This is a genomic window from Pseudomonas cyclaminis, from assembly GCF_015163715.1.
Taxonomy (GTDB): domain Bacteria; phylum Pseudomonadota; class Gammaproteobacteria; order Pseudomonadales; family Pseudomonadaceae; genus Aquipseudomonas; species Aquipseudomonas cyclaminis.
On sequence record NZ_JADDUM010000186.1, the window covers coordinates 1 to 16,673 of the forward strand.

General features: G+C 62.1%; 15 protein-coding genes and 5 pseudogenes. 8 read left to right on the forward strand and 12 right to left on the reverse strand.

Annotation, left to right across the window (positions count from 1 at the left end; genetic code table 11):
• Positions 1-464: 464 nt before the first annotated feature.
• The 7 genes and pseudogenes from IQK56_RS31820 to IQK56_RS21580 form a co-directional block, all read left to right on the forward strand.
• Positions 465-707 (forward strand): annotated as a pseudogene (locus tag IQK56_RS31820) (PAS domain-containing protein); the annotation flags it as partial.
• Positions 708-746: 39 nt separating this feature from the next.
• A pseudogene (locus IQK56_RS31825) lies at positions 747-1,004 on the forward strand (methyl-accepting chemotaxis protein); the annotation flags it as partial.
• Positions 1,005-1,256: 252 nt separating this feature from the next.
• Positions 1,257-2,756, forward strand: a complete 1,500-nt coding sequence (locus IQK56_RS21565; RefSeq protein WP_193863640.1) for an APC family permease — start codon at positions 1,257-1,259, stop codon at positions 2,754-2,756.
• Positions 2,701-2,907 carry a hypothetical protein gene (locus tag IQK56_RS31915; protein WP_482827675.1) on the forward strand — a complete coding sequence of 69 codons (207 nt, stop codon included), beginning with the start codon at positions 2,701-2,703 and terminating at the stop codon, positions 2,905-2,907. The genes IQK56_RS21565 and IQK56_RS31915 overlap by 56 nt, the downstream gene beginning before the upstream one ends.
• Positions 2,868-3,319 (forward strand): annotated as a pseudogene (locus IQK56_RS21570) (DUF3156 family protein). Before IQK56_RS31915 ends, IQK56_RS21570 begins: the two are co-directional and overlap by 40 nt.
• 118 nt (positions 3,320-3,437) lie before the next feature.
• A complete protein-coding gene (feaR, locus tag IQK56_RS21575) occupies positions 3,438-4,400 on the forward strand; it encodes a transcriptional regulator FeaR (protein ID WP_150761259.1) in 963 nt (320 codons plus the stop codon).
• Positions 4,401-4,415: 15 nt separating this feature from the next.
• Positions 4,416-5,033 carry a TetR/AcrR family transcriptional regulator gene (locus tag IQK56_RS21580; RefSeq protein WP_150676229.1) on the forward strand — a complete coding sequence of 206 codons (618 nt, stop codon included), beginning with the start codon at positions 4,416-4,418 and terminating at the stop codon, positions 5,031-5,033.
• 50 nt (positions 5,034-5,083) lie between these two features.
• On the opposite strand, the gene IQK56_RS21585 is transcribed toward IQK56_RS21580, so the two are convergent.
• From IQK56_RS21585 to IQK56_RS21610, 6 genes and pseudogenes are all read right to left on the reverse strand, one after another.
• A complete protein-coding gene (locus IQK56_RS21585; RefSeq protein WP_193863639.1) occupies positions 5,084-5,854 on the reverse strand; it encodes an SDR family oxidoreductase in 771 nt (256 codons plus the stop codon).
• On the reverse strand, positions 5,847-6,647 hold the full coding sequence (locus tag IQK56_RS21590; protein ID WP_193863638.1) for an SDR family NAD(P)-dependent oxidoreductase: 801 nt from the start codon (positions 6,645-6,647) through the stop codon (positions 5,847-5,849). Before IQK56_RS21590 ends, IQK56_RS21585 begins: the two co-directional genes overlap by 8 nt.
• Positions 6,640-7,461: a molybdenum cofactor biosynthesis F family protein gene (locus IQK56_RS21595; RefSeq protein ID WP_150761255.1), complete on the reverse strand. Its 822-nt coding sequence runs from the start codon at positions 7,459-7,461 to the stop codon at positions 6,640-6,642. Before IQK56_RS21595 ends, IQK56_RS21590 begins: the two co-directional genes overlap by 8 nt.
• A gap of 84 nt (positions 7,462-7,545) precedes the next feature.
• Positions 7,546-8,206: pseudogene (locus IQK56_RS21600) on the reverse strand (response regulator transcription factor).
• A 56-nt stretch (positions 8,207-8,262) separates the two neighbouring features.
• Entirely contained in the window at positions 8,263-8,628 is a 366-nt protein-coding gene (locus tag IQK56_RS21605; RefSeq protein WP_150676224.1) for a cupin domain-containing protein, read from the reverse strand.
• A 31-nt stretch (positions 8,629-8,659) separates the two neighbouring features.
• On the reverse strand, positions 8,660-9,958 hold the full coding sequence (locus tag IQK56_RS21610) for an NAD(P)/FAD-dependent oxidoreductase (RefSeq protein WP_193863637.1): 1,299 nt from the start codon (positions 9,956-9,958) through the stop codon (positions 8,660-8,662).
• Positions 9,959-10,196: 238 nt separating this feature from the next.
• Here IQK56_RS21610 and hpaR point away from each other — a divergent pair, with 238 nt between their 5' ends.
• A complete protein-coding gene (gene hpaR / locus IQK56_RS21615) occupies positions 10,197-10,619 on the forward strand; it encodes a homoprotocatechuate degradation operon regulator HpaR (RefSeq protein ID WP_099584498.1) in 423 nt (140 codons plus the stop codon).
• A gap of 203 nt (positions 10,620-10,822) precedes the next feature.
• Here hpaR and hpaI read toward each other — a convergent pair whose 3' ends face one another.
• From hpaI to hpaE, 6 genes and pseudogenes are all read right to left on the reverse strand, one after another.
• The gene (gene hpaI, locus IQK56_RS21620) at positions 10,823-11,626 is read right to left on the reverse strand and encodes a 4-hydroxy-2-oxoheptanedioate aldolase (RefSeq protein WP_150676222.1); all 804 of its coding nucleotides are present in this window, start codon (positions 11,624-11,626) and stop codon (positions 10,823-10,825) included.
• Positions 11,627-11,640: 14 nt separating this feature from the next.
• On the reverse strand, positions 11,641-12,444 hold the full coding sequence (gene hpaH / locus IQK56_RS21625) for a 2-oxo-hept-4-ene-1,7-dioate hydratase (protein ID WP_112194652.1): 804 nt from the start codon (positions 12,442-12,444) through the stop codon (positions 11,641-11,643).
• Between the two features lie 12 nt (positions 12,445-12,456).
• A complete protein-coding gene (locus IQK56_RS21630) occupies positions 12,457-13,761 on the reverse strand; it encodes an MFS transporter (protein ID WP_150761252.1) in 1,305 nt (434 codons plus the stop codon).
• A 52-nt stretch (positions 13,762-13,813) separates the two neighbouring features.
• Positions 13,814-14,205 (reverse strand): annotated as a pseudogene (locus IQK56_RS21635) (tautomerase family protein).
• A gap of 99 nt (positions 14,206-14,304) precedes the next feature.
• Positions 14,305-15,162, reverse strand: a complete 858-nt coding sequence (gene hpaD / locus IQK56_RS21640) for a 3,4-dihydroxyphenylacetate 2,3-dioxygenase (protein ID WP_150676221.1) — start codon at positions 15,160-15,162, stop codon at positions 14,305-14,307.
• Between the two features lie 47 nt (positions 15,163-15,209).
• A complete protein-coding gene (hpaE, locus tag IQK56_RS21645) occupies positions 15,210-16,670 on the reverse strand; it encodes a 5-carboxymethyl-2-hydroxymuconate semialdehyde dehydrogenase (RefSeq protein WP_122308259.1) in 1,461 nt (486 codons plus the stop codon).
• Between the last annotated feature and the right edge of the window lie 3 nt (positions 16,671-16,673).

The following is a 16,673-nucleotide window of genomic DNA, read 5'->3' on the forward strand; positions in this document are numbered from 1 at the left end:
CCGCATCGTGTGTGGCAGCCAGGCGCAAGTCCCCTTGCAGGCTCGTACAAGCAATCACTGTCGGTTTGCGATCAGATCCAGGGTTTAGACTCGATGCGCAAAGGACAGACCGATGTTCTTCAAGAAAAAAAAAGCCGATGCAGGACCTGGCGGAGTCTCTCCGGCAACAGCTCGCTCAACAGCGTGCACAGGCAGACCACCAACGGCTGCTCGCCGAGGCCGCCGCCAGGGACCAGGCCGCCCGGCAGGCAATCAGCGAACAGGCCCTTCAAACCCTTCGACAACAACTGGAGCAGGCCCGCCAGCGTGAGGGGGCATTGGACGCCGAGGTGCAGCAATACCGGCGGCTTTGCGATCAGCATCAACAGGAAACGCAGATCTGGGAGCTGCTGCTCTCCACCATGACTGAAGGCTGCTGGGACATCACCGTGGTCAACGGTGACGTGCAGAACCCCGGCAGCCAGATGCGGATTTTCAGTCAGTTTCGCCTGCTGCTGGGCTATGCTCCCCATGAGCTGCCCGATGGCTGGGACGCTCAGGTGAGCGTCACCCATCCCGATGATTTACCCAAGATCATGGCGATCTTCGACCGGGAAATCCTCGCGTCCCATGGCAGCGGCGAGTATGTATTCGAATACCGGATGCGCCACAAGAGCCGTGGCTACATCTGGTGTCGCGAGCGCGGGCGGGCGGTGCGTGATGCCCAGGGACAGTTGACGCGGGTAATCGGCGCGGTGCGCGACATCAGTGATGAACAGTCGGCCAAGACCACCCATCAGCAGTTGCTGGAGCACAATCAGGCAACCTACGGCCAGATTGCCACCGTGGTGAGTGTGATCAAGGGCATCGCCGACCAGACCAACCTGCTGGCCTTGAACGCTGCCATTGAAGCGGCGCGGGCGGGTGAGGTCGGCCGTGGGTTTTCAGTGGTGGCCGATGAGGTGCGTAAGCTGGCGGAAAACACCCGCCAGGCGACCCATCAGATTCAGACGATGTTGCATCAGCACAAACACTAGAAAGCGGGCACGACCGTGAGGCTTTCCAGCAGGGTCGCCTTGAGGCAGCCCAGCCGCAGGCGCTGGCAGGCAGCAACAAAAGTGGCGGCAGACATGGGCAAGACGTTCGGCCCGTCCTGGGCGCACAGTGATTTTGCTCGATGCCGTTTCGATCAGGGACTGGCTGGGGAGGGCGTTATCGCCAGCTCCTTGTACGGCTCGATGCATCCACTGAGAAATCCGCTTTCGAGGATCCGCACCATGTCGATCAATGACCGGCTCACACAGCATTTGAAACGAGGCAGCGTCGGCTTTCCGACCGCGCTGGCCAGCACCATTGGCCTGATCATGGCCAGCCCGGTGATTCTTACCGCAACCATGGGTTTCGGGATCGGCGGCAGCGCCTTTGCGGTGGCGATGTTGATCGCGGTGGTGATGATGCTGGCCCAGGCGACCACCTTTGCCGAGGCCGCCTCGATCCTGCCGACCACCGGTTCGGTCTACGACTACATCAATTGCGGCATGGGGCGTTTCTTTGCGATCACCGGCACCTTGTCCGCGTACCTGATCGTGCATGTGTTCGCCGGCACCGCCGAGACCATTCTGTCCGGGGTCATGGCCCTGGTGAACTTCGAGCACCTCAATACCCTGGCGGAATCGGCCGGCGGCTCCTGGTTGCTGGGAGTCGGGTTCGTCGTGGTGTTCGGCATCCTCAATGCCTTCGGGGTCAGCGCCTTTGGCCGGGCCGAGATCATCCTGACCTTCGGCATGTGGACCACGCTGATGGTGTTTGGCGTGATGAGCCTGATTGCGGCACCGGCGGTGCAACTGGAGGGCTGGTTCGGCGTGTCGCTGGTGGGCACTGACCTGATCACTATTTTGTCGCTGGTGGGCATGGCGATGTTCATGTTTGTCGGCTGTGAGTTCGTCACACCGTTGGCCCCGGACCTGCGCAACTCGGCCAAGGTGATGCCCAAGGCGATGATTCTGGGCTTGCTGAGCGTGGCCACCTGCATGTTCATCTATGGTGCGGCGATGAAGCGCCAAGTCGAAAACGTGCTGCTGGACGCCGCCTCGGGCGTGCACCTGCTCGACACGCCGATGGCGATTCCCCGGTTTGCCGAGCAGGTCATGGGGCAGGTCGGGCCGCTGTGGCTGGGGATCGGTTTTCTGTTTGCCGGTGCCGCCACCATCAACACACTGATGGCCGGCGTGCCGCGGATTCTCTACGGCATGGCCGTGGACGGTGCATTGCCCAAGGTGTTCACCTACCTGCACCCGCGCTTCAAGACACCGTTGGTGTGCATCCTGGTGGCGATGCTGATCCCGTGCCTGTATGCGCTGTGGCTGGGCGGCAATACCGACAACATCATGCACCTGGTGCTGGCGGCGGTGTGTGCGTGGAGTTTCTCTTACCTGCTGGTGACGCTGTCGGTGGTGATCCTGCGCGTTCGTCGTCCTGATCTGCCTCGGGCCTATCGTTCGCCGTTCTTCCCGTTGCCGCAGATCCTGTCCAGCGTCGGCATCTTGCTGGGCATGTGGTTCATCACCCCACCGGGCATGAATCCCGCCGACATCTATGTGCCGTTTGGCGTGATGCTCGGGATCACCGCGACCTATGCGCTGTTCTGGACATTGGTGGTGCAGAAGGTCAATCCATTCAAGCCGGCGTCGGTAGAAGACGTGCTGGCCAAGGAGTTTTCCCATGAGCCTGGCAACCCTCACCACGGGTATATCGAGCATGCTGCAAAAGCTGTCTGAGCTGTTCAGTGCCAACGCGCCCCGGCCGGGTATCGGCCCGGCGTCACGCTTGAGTGCCTGCGACGCAACCTTGGCCTGGCGGGTTTCACCTCGACGGGACCCACTGGCGCGGTGTTCGGCCTGGGTGATAGCGACCTGCAAGTGGCGGTAGGCGAGCGCACTGAATCGCAGTTGCTGATGCACCTGGTCATGACTGAATTCGTGATCAAGGTGCCCGCCTCAGAGCAGGGCAATGCACGTTTTGAGTTGCACCACCGCGGGTCGATTCGGCGCACGGGGCTGGGGTTTCGGCAACGGGCGGGCGCGCGACCTTGCTGCCTAGGCTGGAAGTTGCGTTGATGCAGGATCAGGCACTGCATCACGCATTGATGGTGCTGGATTTCAAGCGCCTGCGCATCGAACTGGACGGTCTGCTGTGGCAGGTACGGCTTGAACACATGGGAGGCAGCGAGGTGGTCAATCGGATGCCTGCGTTTCGTCGCTACATCGCCTTGAGCGGCGCGCAGCGAGGGGCTTTGTTCGATGTTCTGACGGGATTGAAGCGGGCGCTGGGCGCGTTCTGATTTTTGGTTACTTGGCATCATTACTGCTTCTACAGACGGCATTACGTAGTTGTTGCGCCTATATAGATAACATGTTAACTATTGGCCGACAAAAACAAGAAGCCACTGTGGAGTTGCCATGAGCACCTATCAATCTGCGCACCCTGGATTGGACACCTGGACTCAGGATTTGCGAGCGGCCTGCGGCCATTTCGACACTGAACTGGCCTTCAACCGTTCGCTGTTCATCGGCGAGGTGTCGACGCTCTCTCGGGGCTGCCTGTCACTGGCCTCCCTGCGCACCAATGCCGGCCTGATCAAGCGCGTACGGGCCAACCCCGATCACGACAACGACCAGCATTGCTTCCTCGTCAGCCAGCGCAGCGGCTATTGCCAGATCACCCAGAACGACGAAGTGATCCAGTTGGCTCCAGGTGACATGCTGCTGATGGATTCCACCGGCTCAATCGAGATCAGCCCGTTTGGCCTGATCGAACACGCGTCGCTGTCCCTCTCGCGCAACGAAGTCTGCAAGCAACTGGGCAACGCCTCGAAAACCTTCGGCAAGATCTCGTCGAGCAAGGCCTGTGGGCGGATGCTCCATGTGCTGATGGACCAATTGTGCCGGGAAGGGCTGGAGGGTCAGGATTCGATGGAAGAGGCCCAGGCATTGCAGGCGGCGTTTGTGTCCTTGCTGGGTTCGGCGTTTGACGTGGATAACACCCAGGGTGACAGCGCCGCTTCATTGCAAGGCAGCAACCTGCGCAGTTATGTGCAGAAAGTCATCGAGGAGTCCCTGACCCAACCGGGCTTGAGCCCGGTGGGCCTGGCGAATCGGCTGAACATCTCGGTACGACACTTGTATCGCCTGTTTGAAGAGCAGGACGACAGCGTCTGCCGCTACATCCAGCGGGCGCGGCTCAAGCGCAGCGCGGACGACCTGACCAACCCATTTCTCAAGAGCGAGTCGATCACCTCGATTGCCTACAAGTGGGGCTTCACCGATTCGGCGCACTTCAGTCGCTCGTTCAAGAAGCAATTCGAGCTGTCGCCCAAAGACTTTCGTTCGACCCACCTGCAACAAGCGGTCGGCGCGGCTTAGGTTATCGGTCGATCAATGAAAGCGCTCAGCCTGTCGGCCAGTAAAATTTGTGCGGTGGCGGTCGAACACTTCGCCGACCACGGCTATGACGCCTCGTCGCTGAGTGAAATCGCGGCCGGGGCGGGCATGCGCAAGGCCTCGTTGTATGCGCATTTTGTGAGCAAGGACGTCCTGTTCCAGACGGTCTTCCAGATTGCCCTGGACCATGAGCATCAGCACATCGCAGGCTGTTTCAAGGAGGAGGCGGGACACTCGGGGATGCCGGGGCACGTGCACCTTGAACGCTTGATCGCACGCTACGAAGGCTCGGCGCACCTGCGCTTTCTGTTGCGCACGGCGTACTTTCCGCCGGCGCAGATTCGCAGCGTCATCACCGCAGGGTTTGAGGGTTACCTGGCCTGCATACGCCAAGACTTTCAGGCGGCGGCGCAAGGTCGATACAGCACGCTACAGCCCGAGGCGCTCGAGGTGTTTGGCGACGCCTACCTGGGCATCGTCGACAGCCTGCATGTGGAGTTGATCTATTCGACGGCCGAGGGCTACGTCAGACGGCTGGCGGCGTTGTCGCGGGTGTTCGGTGATTCACTGTCGATGCTGGAAAGGGCCGGGCGCTATTCCACGGACACACCATGATCAAAATGTAGGAGGGAGCAAGCCCTCTCCCACAGTTGATCCGGCAGAGGTTATTTCACCTCGGGCAACGTCGATCCGCCATCCACCACGATGGTCTGCCCGGTGATGTAAGCCGCCAGGTCGGACGCCAGGAACAGCATCGCCCCGGCAATATCCTCAGCGGCACCGAGCCGTCCGAGCGGCACGCGGCTGGCGATGTCGGCGTTGACTTGGCCATCGCCCAGGTTGCCCATGGCCGGTGTGGCAATCATCCCAGGTTCTACGCCGTTGACCCGCACCCCGTCGCCGGCCAGTTCCAGCGCCGCGCTGCGGATAAACCCGTTGACCCCAGCTTTTGACGCCGCGTAGTGACTGAGGCCCGGATAGGCTACCCGTGGCCCGGTGACCGATGAGGTGACCAGCACGCAGCCGCCGCCTTGGCGCTGGAACATCGGCAAGGCGGCCTGGGTCAGCCAGAACAGCGCCGAGAGGTTGACCGCGAGTGTGCGTTCCAGCACGGCGGGGGTGATCTGGGCGAAGGGGGTCAAGGGGAAATAGCCGGCGTTGTGCACCAGGATATCCAGGCGCCCCCAGTCCTGGTCTATGGCCTTGACGGCGTCGAACACGGCGGTGGTACTCGCCAGATCAAGTTCCATGGCTTCGACCCGGCAGCCCCGCACGCACAAGTCTTCGGCCAGTGCCTGGGCTTGCGCCAGGCGAAGGTCGGCGATCATCACCCGCGCGCCGCGCCAGGCGAATGCCTCGACGATAGCCTGGCCGATGCCTTGGGCGCCGCCGGTGACCAGCACGGTTTTGCTGCTGAAATTCAAGTCTTCAGGCATGGGCGGTCTCCAGATGGGCATAGGCCAGCGTCGGTACGTCGACGATGCTCGAACCGCCGTCCGCAACCACGCTTGCGCCGGTGATGATTGAGGCGTCGGGGCTGGCGAGGAAGCGGCACACCTTGGCGATTTCGTCGGCGCTGGCAGGGCGGCGCAGCGGCACGTCGGCGCAGACGCGGGCATAGGCTTGCGGCAAGGTGTCACCGTAAAAGTCCATCAACGGCTGCATCTCCTGATCGGCCATCGGCGTGGTCACCCAACCTGGGCACACCACGTTCACCCGCACACCGCGTGGCCCGTAGTCCCGTGCCAGCGAGCGGTTAAGCCCGAGCAGCGCATGCTTGGCGGTCGTGTAGCCGCAGACTTCAGGCCCGGCGGCCAGGGCGGCGATGGAACCGAGCAGCACGATATTGCCGGCGCTTTCGATCAGCAGCGGCAGGCAGGCGCGGGCGCTGTAGAACGCGCTGTCCAGGTTGCTGCGCAAGGCGGCTTCCCAGGTGGACGGGCTGGTTTGGCTGGCGCTGCCGACGCCGTGCCCACCGGCACATGCCAGCAGCACGTCGAGTCGGCCATAGCGCGTGCGAATGTGTGCGATAAACCCTTCCCAGGTGTCGGGGCAGGCCGCGTCGCCGACCAGGACCAGGCCACCGGTTTCCCCGGCCACCTGCTCCAACGGCTCGCGACGCCGGCCGATCAGGACCAGGTTGGCCCCCTCGGCGGCGTACAACCGGGCGCAGGCGGCGCCGATGCCGGTGCCTGCGCCGGTGATGACGACAGTGCGTGGATCAGGCATCGGGATACTCCGTGCGGTTGAGCACTTGGCAATAGGAACTGACCGGAAAGTTCGACAGCTCAGCGAAGGACCCATCGGCATAACCGAAGATCTTGCCGTCGCTGCGGTGCTGTTGCAGGTCGATCAAGACCAGGCCCAGGGTCGGGATGATTTTTTCGCGCCAGACAAACAGGTACAGCTCGTCGGCGATTTTGTAGTAGTGGCAGCGGTCGGTATCGCACAGGCCTTGCTCAACGCCCTTGATGCATTGCCAGGCGTAGAACTGATCGTTCAAGTAGATGTGCTCGTAGACTTCGCTGGGGCTGTAGCGATACAGATTGCGCACACCGGTCAGTTCCTGGGTTGGCGTGTGAGGGCAGATTCCGGGCTGCCAGGGTTGATCCAGGCTGCCGTGCAGGAAGTCCACCTCCACCGAGGTCAACGCCTTGCCGGCCAGGGCGCGGCTGTAGAGGCCTTCTTCAGTCTGCTCGCGGCGCGGCATGCGGCCGATCACGGCGGTGAACGACGCCGTGGCGGTGTCCAGCACCAGGCTGATCGACCACGCCTGGCCGGCTTCGTGCTTGATGAAGTCGACCAGGTACAGCCCCGGTCGCACCGACGTGGCGCGGTAGGCGGCCGAACCGCTGGAATGTCCATCGGCGGCATGCCAGTGCAGCGCTTCGGTCTCGAAGCGGTGCTCGATCTGCCAGCCATTGGCGAAGTGCAGGGTGAACGTCTTGCCGTTGAGGTCGGCGAGGTTGGGCAGGATGAACGCGTCAGGGGCGAAACCGTCGGCGAGGGCGCCTACGGTGATCCAGTCGGATGGGGTAGTCATTGCATGGCTCCGGTGGGTTGGATGGACAACCCGGAGCATGGGGGGGAGCAGCGCGCCCGCCTATCAACCGAATGGTTGAGCCCGCTACAGAAACAGCGCTGCCACCAGTTCGGTGCGGTTGCTCACGCCCGCCTTGCGGAACAGATGGATCAGGTGGGTCTTGATGGTGGGCAGGCCGATGTCCAGCTCCAGCGCCAGTTGCTTGTTGCTTGCGCCTTGACGCAATAACCACGCGATCTGCCGCTGCTTTGGGGGTGAAGGCGGCCAATGCATCGTCACAGGGCTGCATGTTGGCCACCGCCATTTGCAGCAAGGCCTGCAAGGCATTCAGTTGCGCCAATTGGTCGGGGGTAAAGGCGCCTTGTGCGGCGGTGCGCAGTAACGAGATGGCGGCCTGAGGCTGGTCGGCGCGATGGGCGACAATTTCCACCACGTCGACCACTCCGTAACGCGCCAGAAAGTCCCAATAGCGGCGGCTGTCGCGCAGGGGTTGCCGGGCCATGGCCAGACCCAGCGGGACCACGGCCAGCCCGGTGGACAGGCAATTGCGCGGTTGCAACGGGTCGAACTGCCGGTAGTTGTCCAGGTAGTCGCGGTGCATCTCGCCACTCATGCCGTGCAACCGGAAGTCGCGGGCTTGGAGCTGGCGGTCGACACAATAGAACGCCGCCTGGCTGGCGGGCACGAGCTGGGTGAACGCCTGCAGGCAATGGCCGGCGACTTCCTGAGCTGGGATGGCGTGCATGGTCGGTCACCTGCGCCGGAGAAAACGCTGCCGACCGAAGCCGGCAGCCAGAACCATCAGACAACTGCGAAATAATGCTTCACAAAACTCTCGCTCACAACCTCCCACAGCACTGGCGTGCCCTTGGTCACGAACCAGCTGTCGCCAGCCTTGTAGCGGGTGCTCTGGCCGGTGCTTTCATCGGTCAACACCACTTCGCCGGTGACCACGGTGGCCTGTTCCGCGAACGGATAGACCATGCGGAACTTGCCTTGTGTGGTGCCGAAATAGGCACTGCTGACCGGGTCGGTCGGTGCGCCAAAGGTCATTTTGCCGAAGGCGTTGACTTCACCTTCAAGGATTTCGGAGCCGAGGTCGGCAACAGTGCCCCAGGCATCGAGGTCGGATAATTGGATGTCTTTCTTGAGCGTGGTAATGGGCATGGCAGTTCTCCTGAGAATAAAACGGTGGGCATCAACGACGACCGTTGAAGTAACCCGACAGTTGATGAAGGCTTTTGCCGGCGGTCAGCAGCAGCGGGCGGATATGGTCCTTGCCCAGGATCTGCGCATGTTTGACCGAGCTGATCAGGTCGTAGCGCGATGAGCCCTCGCTCATGCCTTCGGCCAAGACCTTGCAGATGATGTGGCTGGGCGTGACGCCAAAGCCGGCGTAACCCTGCACGTAGAAGGCGTTCGGGCGGCCGCTGAGGGTGCCGATCTGCGGAAACAGATTGGCCCCGGTGGCCATGGGGCCGCCCCAGGCCAGGTCGATCTTCACGTCCTTGAGGTACGGGAAAATCTTCAGCATCAGGTTGCGGTTCCAGGCCTTGAGGTCCAGTGGGATATGCTCGACAAACGGCGTGGCGGCACCAAACAGCAGGCGGTTTTCGTTGGTGACGCGGTAGTAGTCGATGACCGGGCGAATGTCGCTGTAGGCGCCGCGTATCGGGCTGATGCGCTGGATCATTTCGTCCGACAGCGGTTCGGTCATCAACTGGAAGGCATAGGTGTTGACGGTGGTCTTGTGCAGCTCGGGTTCGAGTTTGTTGAGGAAACTGTCACAGGCCCACAGCAATTTGGACGCCTTGACCGAGCCTCGCCCGGTGCGCACGGTGATGCGCTCGCCATAACTCACTTCCAGCGCCGGGCTGTGCTCGTAGATGCGCACGCCATGGCCGGCCAGCGCCTTGGCTTCGCCCAGCAGCAGGTTGAGCGAGTGCACATGCCCGCCGCCCATGTGCAGCAACGCACTGGTATAGGCGTCGGAACCAATGATTTGCTTGACCTCGGAGCCGGCCATAAAGCGGATTTCATCCTTGGTGTTGATCGACTTGAAGTCTTTCTCCCAGGCGCGCAGGTTTTTTTCCTGGCGGGCGTTGAAACCCATGTAGCCGTAGCCGTGGCAGAAGTCGGCGTCGATCGAGTACTTGGCGATGCGGTCCTTGATGATGCCGGCGCCCAGCTCGCTGATTTCAAAGATCTGGCGCAGGCCTTCGTCGCCCACTTGTTGCTTGATCTTTTCCAGGTCATGGCCGATCCCCGCCATGATCTGCCCGCCGTTGCGGCCCGTGCCGCCAAAGCCCAGGTAGCGCGCTTCGAGCACCACAATGTTGGTGATGCCTTTTTCAGCGAGTTCCAGGGCGGTGTTGATGCCGGAGAAACCGCCACCAATCACTACCACGTCGGCTTCCACGTCCTGTTCAAGGGTCGGGAAGCTGAGGTTGTATTTCTTGGTTGCCGAGTAGTAGGTCGGCGTTTCGATATTGATCATGGCGCAGCCTGGAAAAGTGAAGGGGAACTCACTGCAGAGCCGACAAACAGCTCTGTGCCTGTTGGGGTGTATTAACTGCCTTCCGAGCGGTAGGTGTCTTGATTCTGTGTGCCGTCGGTCTTGACCGTGGCTGCCAATGTCACCCATGGATCCTGCCCGGCGGTAAAGCTGCACACGGGGACTAATGGCCAATGCTAGAATGTTGTTAATCTGTTAACTAGTTGTGACGCCAGTGCCCATGCCCAAACCGCGCCAGTCCTTGACCCTTACTTTGCTCCATGCGCGTGAAGCCGCCATGGGTTTTTTTCGTCCTTCCCTTAACCAGCACGGTTTGACCGAGCAGCAATGGCGGGTCATTCGCATCCTGAGCCAGCACGATGAGCTGGAGATCAATCGCCTGGCAGAGTTGGCGTGCATCCTCAAGCCAAGCATGACCGGGGTGCTGGTGCGCATGGAGGCCGCCGGGATGGTGGAGCGGCGCAAGGCGCAGCAGGATCAGCGGCGGGTGCTGGTGCGGTTGGCGGAGAAGGGACAGGCCTGTTTCGCTTCGATGAGCCAATGTATGGAGGCCAATTATCAGCGTTTGCAGGCCGGGTTCGGCGAGGAGAAGTTGCAGACGCTGCTGACGTTGCTCAATGAGCTCAAAACCCTGAAGCGCTGAGTGCAGCAGACCCTCACCAGGCAAGCGCCCGTTTCGCATCGTAGATACCGTCTTGACGCTCACCGGGCAACCCCCAAGCTTTGGGTCGTAGCATCTGCCGAGCGCAAGCGAGGCTGCGTTGGGGGCGCTGGGGTGTGGTGCTGGATAAGACGGTATCTACGCACGGGGCGCATGGGATTTTTTGATCTCTATCCCAATAATCCTCAGTAGATTGCACCGGCTGCGCTGCTGGGTGCTGCCGAACCCTTGAACGCCGCCGCCAGGCTTTGCAGCCCACGCATCAGCACCGTGGTGTCCACGCCTACCGCCACAAACGCGGCACCCAACTCGATATAACGTCGCGCCAACGCCTGATCAGCGCTCAGAATCCCGGCGGCCTTGCCTGCCTTGCGGATACGGGCGATGGCGTCTTCAATCGCTGCCTGCACCTCGGGGTGCCCAGGGTTGCCGCGATAGCCCATGGATGCGCTGAGGTCCGCCGGCCCGATAAACACGCCATCCACGCCCTCTACCGCCGCAATCGCATCCAGGTTGGCCAGGCCTTCACGGCTTTCGATCTGCACCAGCAGGCACATCTGCGCATCGGCCTGGTCGAGGTAACCGGGGATGCTGTTCCAGCGCGAAGCCCGTGCCAGCGCGCTGCCGACGCCGCGCACGCCGTTGGGCGGGTAGTGGATCGCTTTGACCAGCTCCCGGGCCTGCGCGGCGCTTTCCACCATGGGCACCAGCAACGTCTGTACGCCGATGTCGAGCACTTGCTTGATCAGTGCGGTATCGCCGATGACCGGGCGAATCACCGGATGGCTGGGGTAGGGCGCCACGGCCTGAAGCTGGCCGAGCATGCCGCGCAGGTCGTTGGGGGCGTGTTCGCCGTCGATCAACAGCCAGTCGAAGCCGGCGTTGGCGGCCAGTTCCGCGCAGTAGGCATCGGACAATCCCAGCCACAGGCCAATCTGCGTTTCGCCGCTGTGCAGGCGTTGCTTGAAGGTGTTGACAGGCATATCCATCGAGCGATCTCCGGTTAAACGAAACGGCAGGCAATCGAGCCCAGCATGTCGTAGTCGACATGGAAGGTATCGCCAGGGTTGGCCGCCACCGGGCGGGTGAAGGAGCCGCCGAGGATGATTTGCCCAGGTTGCAGGGTCACGTCATAGGCGGCGAGTTTATTGGCGAGCCAGGCCACGCCTTTGGCGGGGTGATTGAGCACAGCGGCCGACACGCCGGATTCTTCGATCACGCCATTGCGGTAGAGCACTGCGGGCACCTTGCGCAGGTCGATTTCGGTGGGGCGCACGGCGCGTCCGCCCATGACCACGCCAGCGTTGGCGGCGTTGTCGGAGATGGTGTCGAACACCTTGCGCGTGGCGTTGGTATGCGGGTCGATCTGCTGGATGCGGGCGTCGATGATTTCCAGCGCCGGGATCACCCACTCGGTGGCGTCCAGTACATCAAACACCGTCACGTTCGGCCCTTTGAGCGGTTTGCCCAGGATGAACGCCAACTCCACTTCGACCCGCGGCACGATAAAGCGCTCGAAGGGAATATCGGTGCCCTCATCGAAGAACATGTCGTCGAGCAGCGCGCCGTAATCCGGCTCGGTGATGTTGGACGACACCTGCATGGCGCGGGAAGTCAGGCCGATCTTGTGGCCGACCAGCTTGCGCCCGTCCTTGATCTTCTGGGCGACCCAGGCGCGCTGGATGGCATAGGCGTCTTCGATGGTGATCGCCGGGTGCTCCAGGGAAAACTGGCGCACCTGTTCCCGTGACCGTTCGGCCTGGTCGAGGCGGGCGGCGGCTTGCTGGATAAGCTGTTGATCAAGCATGACAAGGGTCTCTTAGTGAGGGTTGACGATGGCGGCCTGGGTGCGCAGCACCAGCAAACCGCCGAGTGCAATCAGCAGCGCCAGGGCGTAAAGGGCCAGGCTGGCGCTGTGGGTGGTGTCGCGCATCCAGCCGATCAGGTAGGGCGCGAAAAAGGACGCGATGCTGCCGAAGGAACTGATCAAGGCAATACCGGCGGCCTGGGTGGTGTTGGACAGGAACGCCGGCGGCAACTGCCAGAACATCGGCAACGCCGCGCTGGCACCCATGCCGGCGAGGATCAGGCCACCCAGCACCAGGACCGGATTGGCAGGGGCGAGCCCGGCAATGGCAATGCCGGCGGCCGCCATCAGCAAGGGCACGCACAGGTGCCAGCGGCGTTCACGCTGGCGATCCGACGAACGCCCGCAGCCGATCATGAAAAAGCACCCCGCCAGGTAGGGCACCGCGCTGAGCAGCCCGACCTTGCCGTCGCTGCCGACGCCGGCGCCGTGGATCAGCGTCGGCATCCAGAACGCCAGGGTGTTGACCGCCAGCATCACTGCGAAATACACCGCCACCAGCAGCCACACTTGCGGGTTACGCAGAATCGCGGAGAACGAGGTGATGGATTTGCGTTGTTCTTCCTTCGTCAGTTGTTCGTGCAGTTGCTGCTTTTGCGCAGGCGTCAGCCAGGTGACGGTTTCGAAACTGTCCGGCAGGCACTTGAGTACCACCAGCCCGAGCAGGATGACCGGCGCGCCCTCGATGACAAACATCCACTGCCAGCCGCGCAGGCCGCCCAGGTCATGGAAATGCTCAAGGATGCCGCCAGAAAGCGGCCCGCCAATCACCCCGGCCATGGGCACCGCAATTGCAAACAAAGCGGTGACTTGCGCACGTCGACCGGCGGGGTACCAGCGGTTCAAGAACACCAGAATGCCAGGGAAGAAACCCGCCTCGGCCACCCCGAGCAAGAAGCGCAGCACATAGAAGCCCGTGGCGCTGTCGACCATGAACATGCAGGTTGACAATGCGCCCCACACCACCATCAGTGTGGCGATCCAGCGCCTGGGACCGACACGGTCCAAGGCCATGTTGCTTGGCACGCCGAACAGCGCATAGGCGACGAAAAACAGACCGGCGCCGAAGCCGTAGACCGTGTCGCTGAAATTCAGGTCGGCGCTCATCTGCATCTTGGCGAAGCCGATATTGATGCGGTCGAGGTGGGCGAAGAGGTAGCAGATCAACAACAGCGGCATCAGCCGCCAGGTGATGGTGCCGTGGGTGCGGTCGCGGGCGACGCTGCCGAGGGTCTCGGCGGTATTGGCTGTGCTCATGGTTTTATACTTTTTGTCTGAGAAGGCCGATGAGGTGAACGGGCGGGGCGTGCTAACCCACCTGCGCCTTGAGGAAGGCGTGCACATTGTTTTGCTTGAAGTTGAGCTGCTCGTGCAGTTCGATCATTTCAAACGACAAGGCCAGCAGGCGTTGGGCCTGAAGCGCGGCAAAGTGTCCGGTGATCACCTCGAAGAGGTGTTCGGCGACCTTCTGCCGGGTTGCCAGGTCGCGACCATGGCGACCTTGAGCGTCATGTGCACGAAGGCGTAGTCGTGCTTGCCGTCGGCCATGCGCCAGGTGTCCAGGCGCACGCCACGGCTGCGGATGCCGCCCAGCGGGAACACGCCGCTGTCGCCGAGGGCGGCGTGGACTTTTTCAAACAGGCCGGGCAAGTCCGCCTGCTGTTCGATGTTGTCGGTGTATTCAGCGATGAAGTGGGGCATGGAACCTCCTGCGTCGGTAGCTTTTAGCGGCAAGCTTCAAGCGGCAAGTGAGCGTGATCGGCTTGTAGCTTGCGGCTTGAAGCTAGTGGCTGTTCTTGTTCAAACCGGGAAAACAGCGTTGATCTGCCCGGTGCCGGAGCTGCCGAACGGCGCGGTGATGATCTCTGCAGGTTTGTCATAATCCGGCCCGCCAAGCAGCCCGAGGAGCATCGCGGTGTCATGCATCTTGCCTTCGCCAAAGCAGTGCTCGGCATAGTCCGGCAGCATGGCGCAGAACTCTTTCCAGCGGCCCTGGCGCCACAGTTCCACCACATGCAGGTCGACCTGCTTGTCGAATTCCCGCGTCCAGTTATGGATATTGGCTTCGGCGTTGCGGTCGTCGGAGAACCGGTGCGACAGCGAGCCCGAAGCCAGCACCACGACTTTGCGGTCGCTTTTTTCGATGGCCCGGCGCACGGCGGCGCCAAAGGTGAAGCTGTCTTGCAGGCGATGCCAGGCGCACCAGGCGGCGATCGAGACGACGTTGAATTTCTGATCGTCCGGCACGCCCATGTGCATGTAGCGCATCGGCACCAGCGTGCCGTATTCCAGCTCCAGGCTGGGGATGTTGTGGGCCAGGGTGCGCACGTCGGCGGCGTTGGCTTCGGCGGCGATCAGCTCGCCCAGTTCCGGGCAGCCTGGGTATTCGTAGTCCATGTTTTTGATGAAGTGCGGCAGCTCGTTACTGGTGTAGGTGCCCTTGAAGTGCTCGCCGCTGTTGACGTGATAGGCGCTATTGACCAGCCAGTGCACATCGAACACCACGGCGGTATCGGCGCCCAGTTCGCGGGCGCGGCGCCCGATTTCCTTGTGGCCGGCAATCGCCGCTTCACGGCAGCCGTGGTGCTTGCCGGGCAGTTCCGACAAATACATCGAGGGAACGTGGCAGATTTTCGCAGCCAGGACGACTTCGCCCATGATGATTCTCCTGAAATTATTGTTGTATCAGGGCGCTCTGGTGTAGCTCAGACGCCCCAGCGTGGAATGTGATGGCTGCCCATCGAGATGCACACGTTCTTGATCTCGGCGAACACCTCGAAGCTGTATTGGCCGCCTTCACGGCCGGTGCCGGAGCCTTTCACGCCACCGAACGGCTGGCGCAGGTCGCGTACGTTCTGGCTGTTGATGAACACCATGCCGGCTTCGATGCCATAGGCCAGACGATGCGCCTTGCCGATGTCCTGGGTCCAGATGTACGACGCCAGGCCATACTCGGTTTCGTTGGCCAGCCTGAGGGCTTCGGCTTCGTCCTTGAAGGGGATCAGGCACACCACCGGGCCGAAGATTTCTTCCTGGGCAATGCGCATGGTGTTGTTCACGTCAGCGAACACCGTCGGCTGGATAAACTGGCCTTTGCTCACGTGCGCCGGCAAGTTGGCCGGGCGTTCCAGGCCGCCGGCGAGGAGGGTGGCGCCTTCTTCAAGGCCGATCTTGATGTAGCCGGTGACCTTGTCGTAGTGGGCTTGGGTGATCATCGAGCCGACCTGGGTTTTCGGGTCTTGCGGGTCGCCGACGATCAAGCGTTTGGCGCGGGCGGCAAACTCGGCGACGAACTGCGGGTACACGCTTTCCTGGATAAAGATCCGGCTGCCGGCGGTGCAGCGTTCGCCATTGAGCGAGAAGATCGTGAACAGTGCCGCGTCGAGTGCGCGTTCCAGGTCGGCGTCTTCAAAGATCAGCACCGGCGACTTGCCGCCCAGTTCCATGGAGTACTTTTTCAGGCCGGCGGTCTGCATGATTTTCTTGCCGGTGGCGGTGCCGCCCGTGAAGGAAATCGCACGCACATCCGGGTGACGCACCAACGCATCACCGGCCGTCGCGCCGTAGCCCTGGATCACGTTCAACACACCGTTGGGGATGCCGGCTTCGACAGCCAGGCGCCCCAGTTCGTTGGCGGTCAATGGCGACAGTTCGGACATTTTCAGCACGGCGGTATTGCCCAGCGCCAGGCACGGTGCGGTCTTCCAGGTGGCCGTCATGAACGGCACGTTCCACGGCGACACCAGCGCGCACACCCCCACCGGCTGGTACAGGGTGTAATTGAGCATCTGGTCGTCGACCGGGTAACTGTGCCCGTCCATGCGCGTGCAGACTTCGGCGAAGAAATCGAAGTTGTGCGACGCACGGGGGATCAACACGTTTTTGGTCTGGTGAATCGGCAGGCCGGTGTCGAGGGTTTCCAGCTCGGCCAGGTGCGGCACGTTCTGTTCGATCAGTTCACCCAGCTTGCGCATCAGCCGCGCGCGCTCCTTGGCCGGCGTGCCGGCCCACTTCGGGAAGGCTTCCTTGGCCGCCGCCACGGCCTGGGCCACTTCTTCGGCGCCGCCGCTGGCGACTTCACCGATGGCGTCGCCGGTGGCCGGGTTGTAGTTGACGAACACGTCTTTGCTTTCGACCTCACGGCCGTTGATCCAGTGTTTGATCATGCT

What these genes read in the sequence shown, in the direction of transcription:
- IQK56_RS21565 (WP_193863640.1), top strand. Translation starts at nt 1,257, where the DNA reads ATGTCGATCAATGACCGGCTCACACAGCATTTGAAACGAGGCAGCGTC.
- IQK56_RS31915 (WP_482827675.1), top strand. Translation starts at nt 2,701, where the DNA reads ATGAGCCTGGCAACCCTCACCACGGGTATATCGAGCATGCTGCAAAAG.
- feaR (WP_150761259.1), top strand. Translation starts at nt 3,438, where the DNA reads ATGAGCACCTATCAATCTGCGCACCCTGGATTGGACACCTGGACTCAG.
- IQK56_RS21580 (WP_150676229.1), top strand. Translation starts at nt 4,416, where the DNA reads ATGAAAGCGCTCAGCCTGTCGGCCAGTAAAATTTGTGCGGTGGCGGTC.
- IQK56_RS21585 (WP_193863639.1), bottom strand. Translation starts at nt 5,854, where the DNA reads ATGCCTGAAGACTTGAATTTCAGCAGCAAAACCGTGCTGGTCACCGGC.
- IQK56_RS21590 (WP_193863638.1), bottom strand. Translation starts at nt 6,647, where the DNA reads ATGCCTGATCCACGCACTGTCGTCATCACCGGCGCAGGCACCGGCATC.
- IQK56_RS21595 (WP_150761255.1), bottom strand. Translation starts at nt 7,461, where the DNA reads ATGACTACCCCATCCGACTGGATCACCGTAGGCGCCCTCGCCGACGGT.
- IQK56_RS21605 (WP_150676224.1), bottom strand. Translation starts at nt 8,628, where the DNA reads ATGCCCATTACCACGCTCAAGAAAGACATCCAATTATCCGACCTCGAT.
- IQK56_RS21610 (WP_193863637.1), bottom strand. Translation starts at nt 9,958, where the DNA reads ATGATCAATATCGAAACGCCGACCTACTACTCGGCAACCAAGAAATAC.
- hpaR (WP_099584498.1), top strand. Translation starts at nt 10,197, where the DNA reads ATGCCCAAACCGCGCCAGTCCTTGACCCTTACTTTGCTCCATGCGCGT.
- hpaI (WP_150676222.1), bottom strand. Translation starts at nt 11,626, where the DNA reads ATGGATATGCCTGTCAACACCTTCAAGCAACGCCTGCACAGCGGCGAA.
- hpaH (WP_112194652.1), bottom strand. Translation starts at nt 12,444, where the DNA reads ATGCTTGATCAACAGCTTATCCAGCAAGCCGCCGCCCGCCTCGACCAG.
- IQK56_RS21630 (WP_150761252.1), bottom strand. Translation starts at nt 13,761, where the DNA reads ATGAGCACAGCCAATACCGCCGAGACCCTCGGCAGCGTCGCCCGCGAC.
- hpaD (WP_150676221.1), bottom strand. Translation starts at nt 15,162, where the DNA reads ATGGGCGAAGTCGTCCTGGCTGCGAAAATCTGCCACGTTCCCTCGATG.
- hpaE (WP_122308259.1), bottom strand. Translation starts at nt 16,670, where the DNA reads ATGATCAAACACTGGATCAACGGCCGTGAGGTCGAAAGCAAAGACGTG.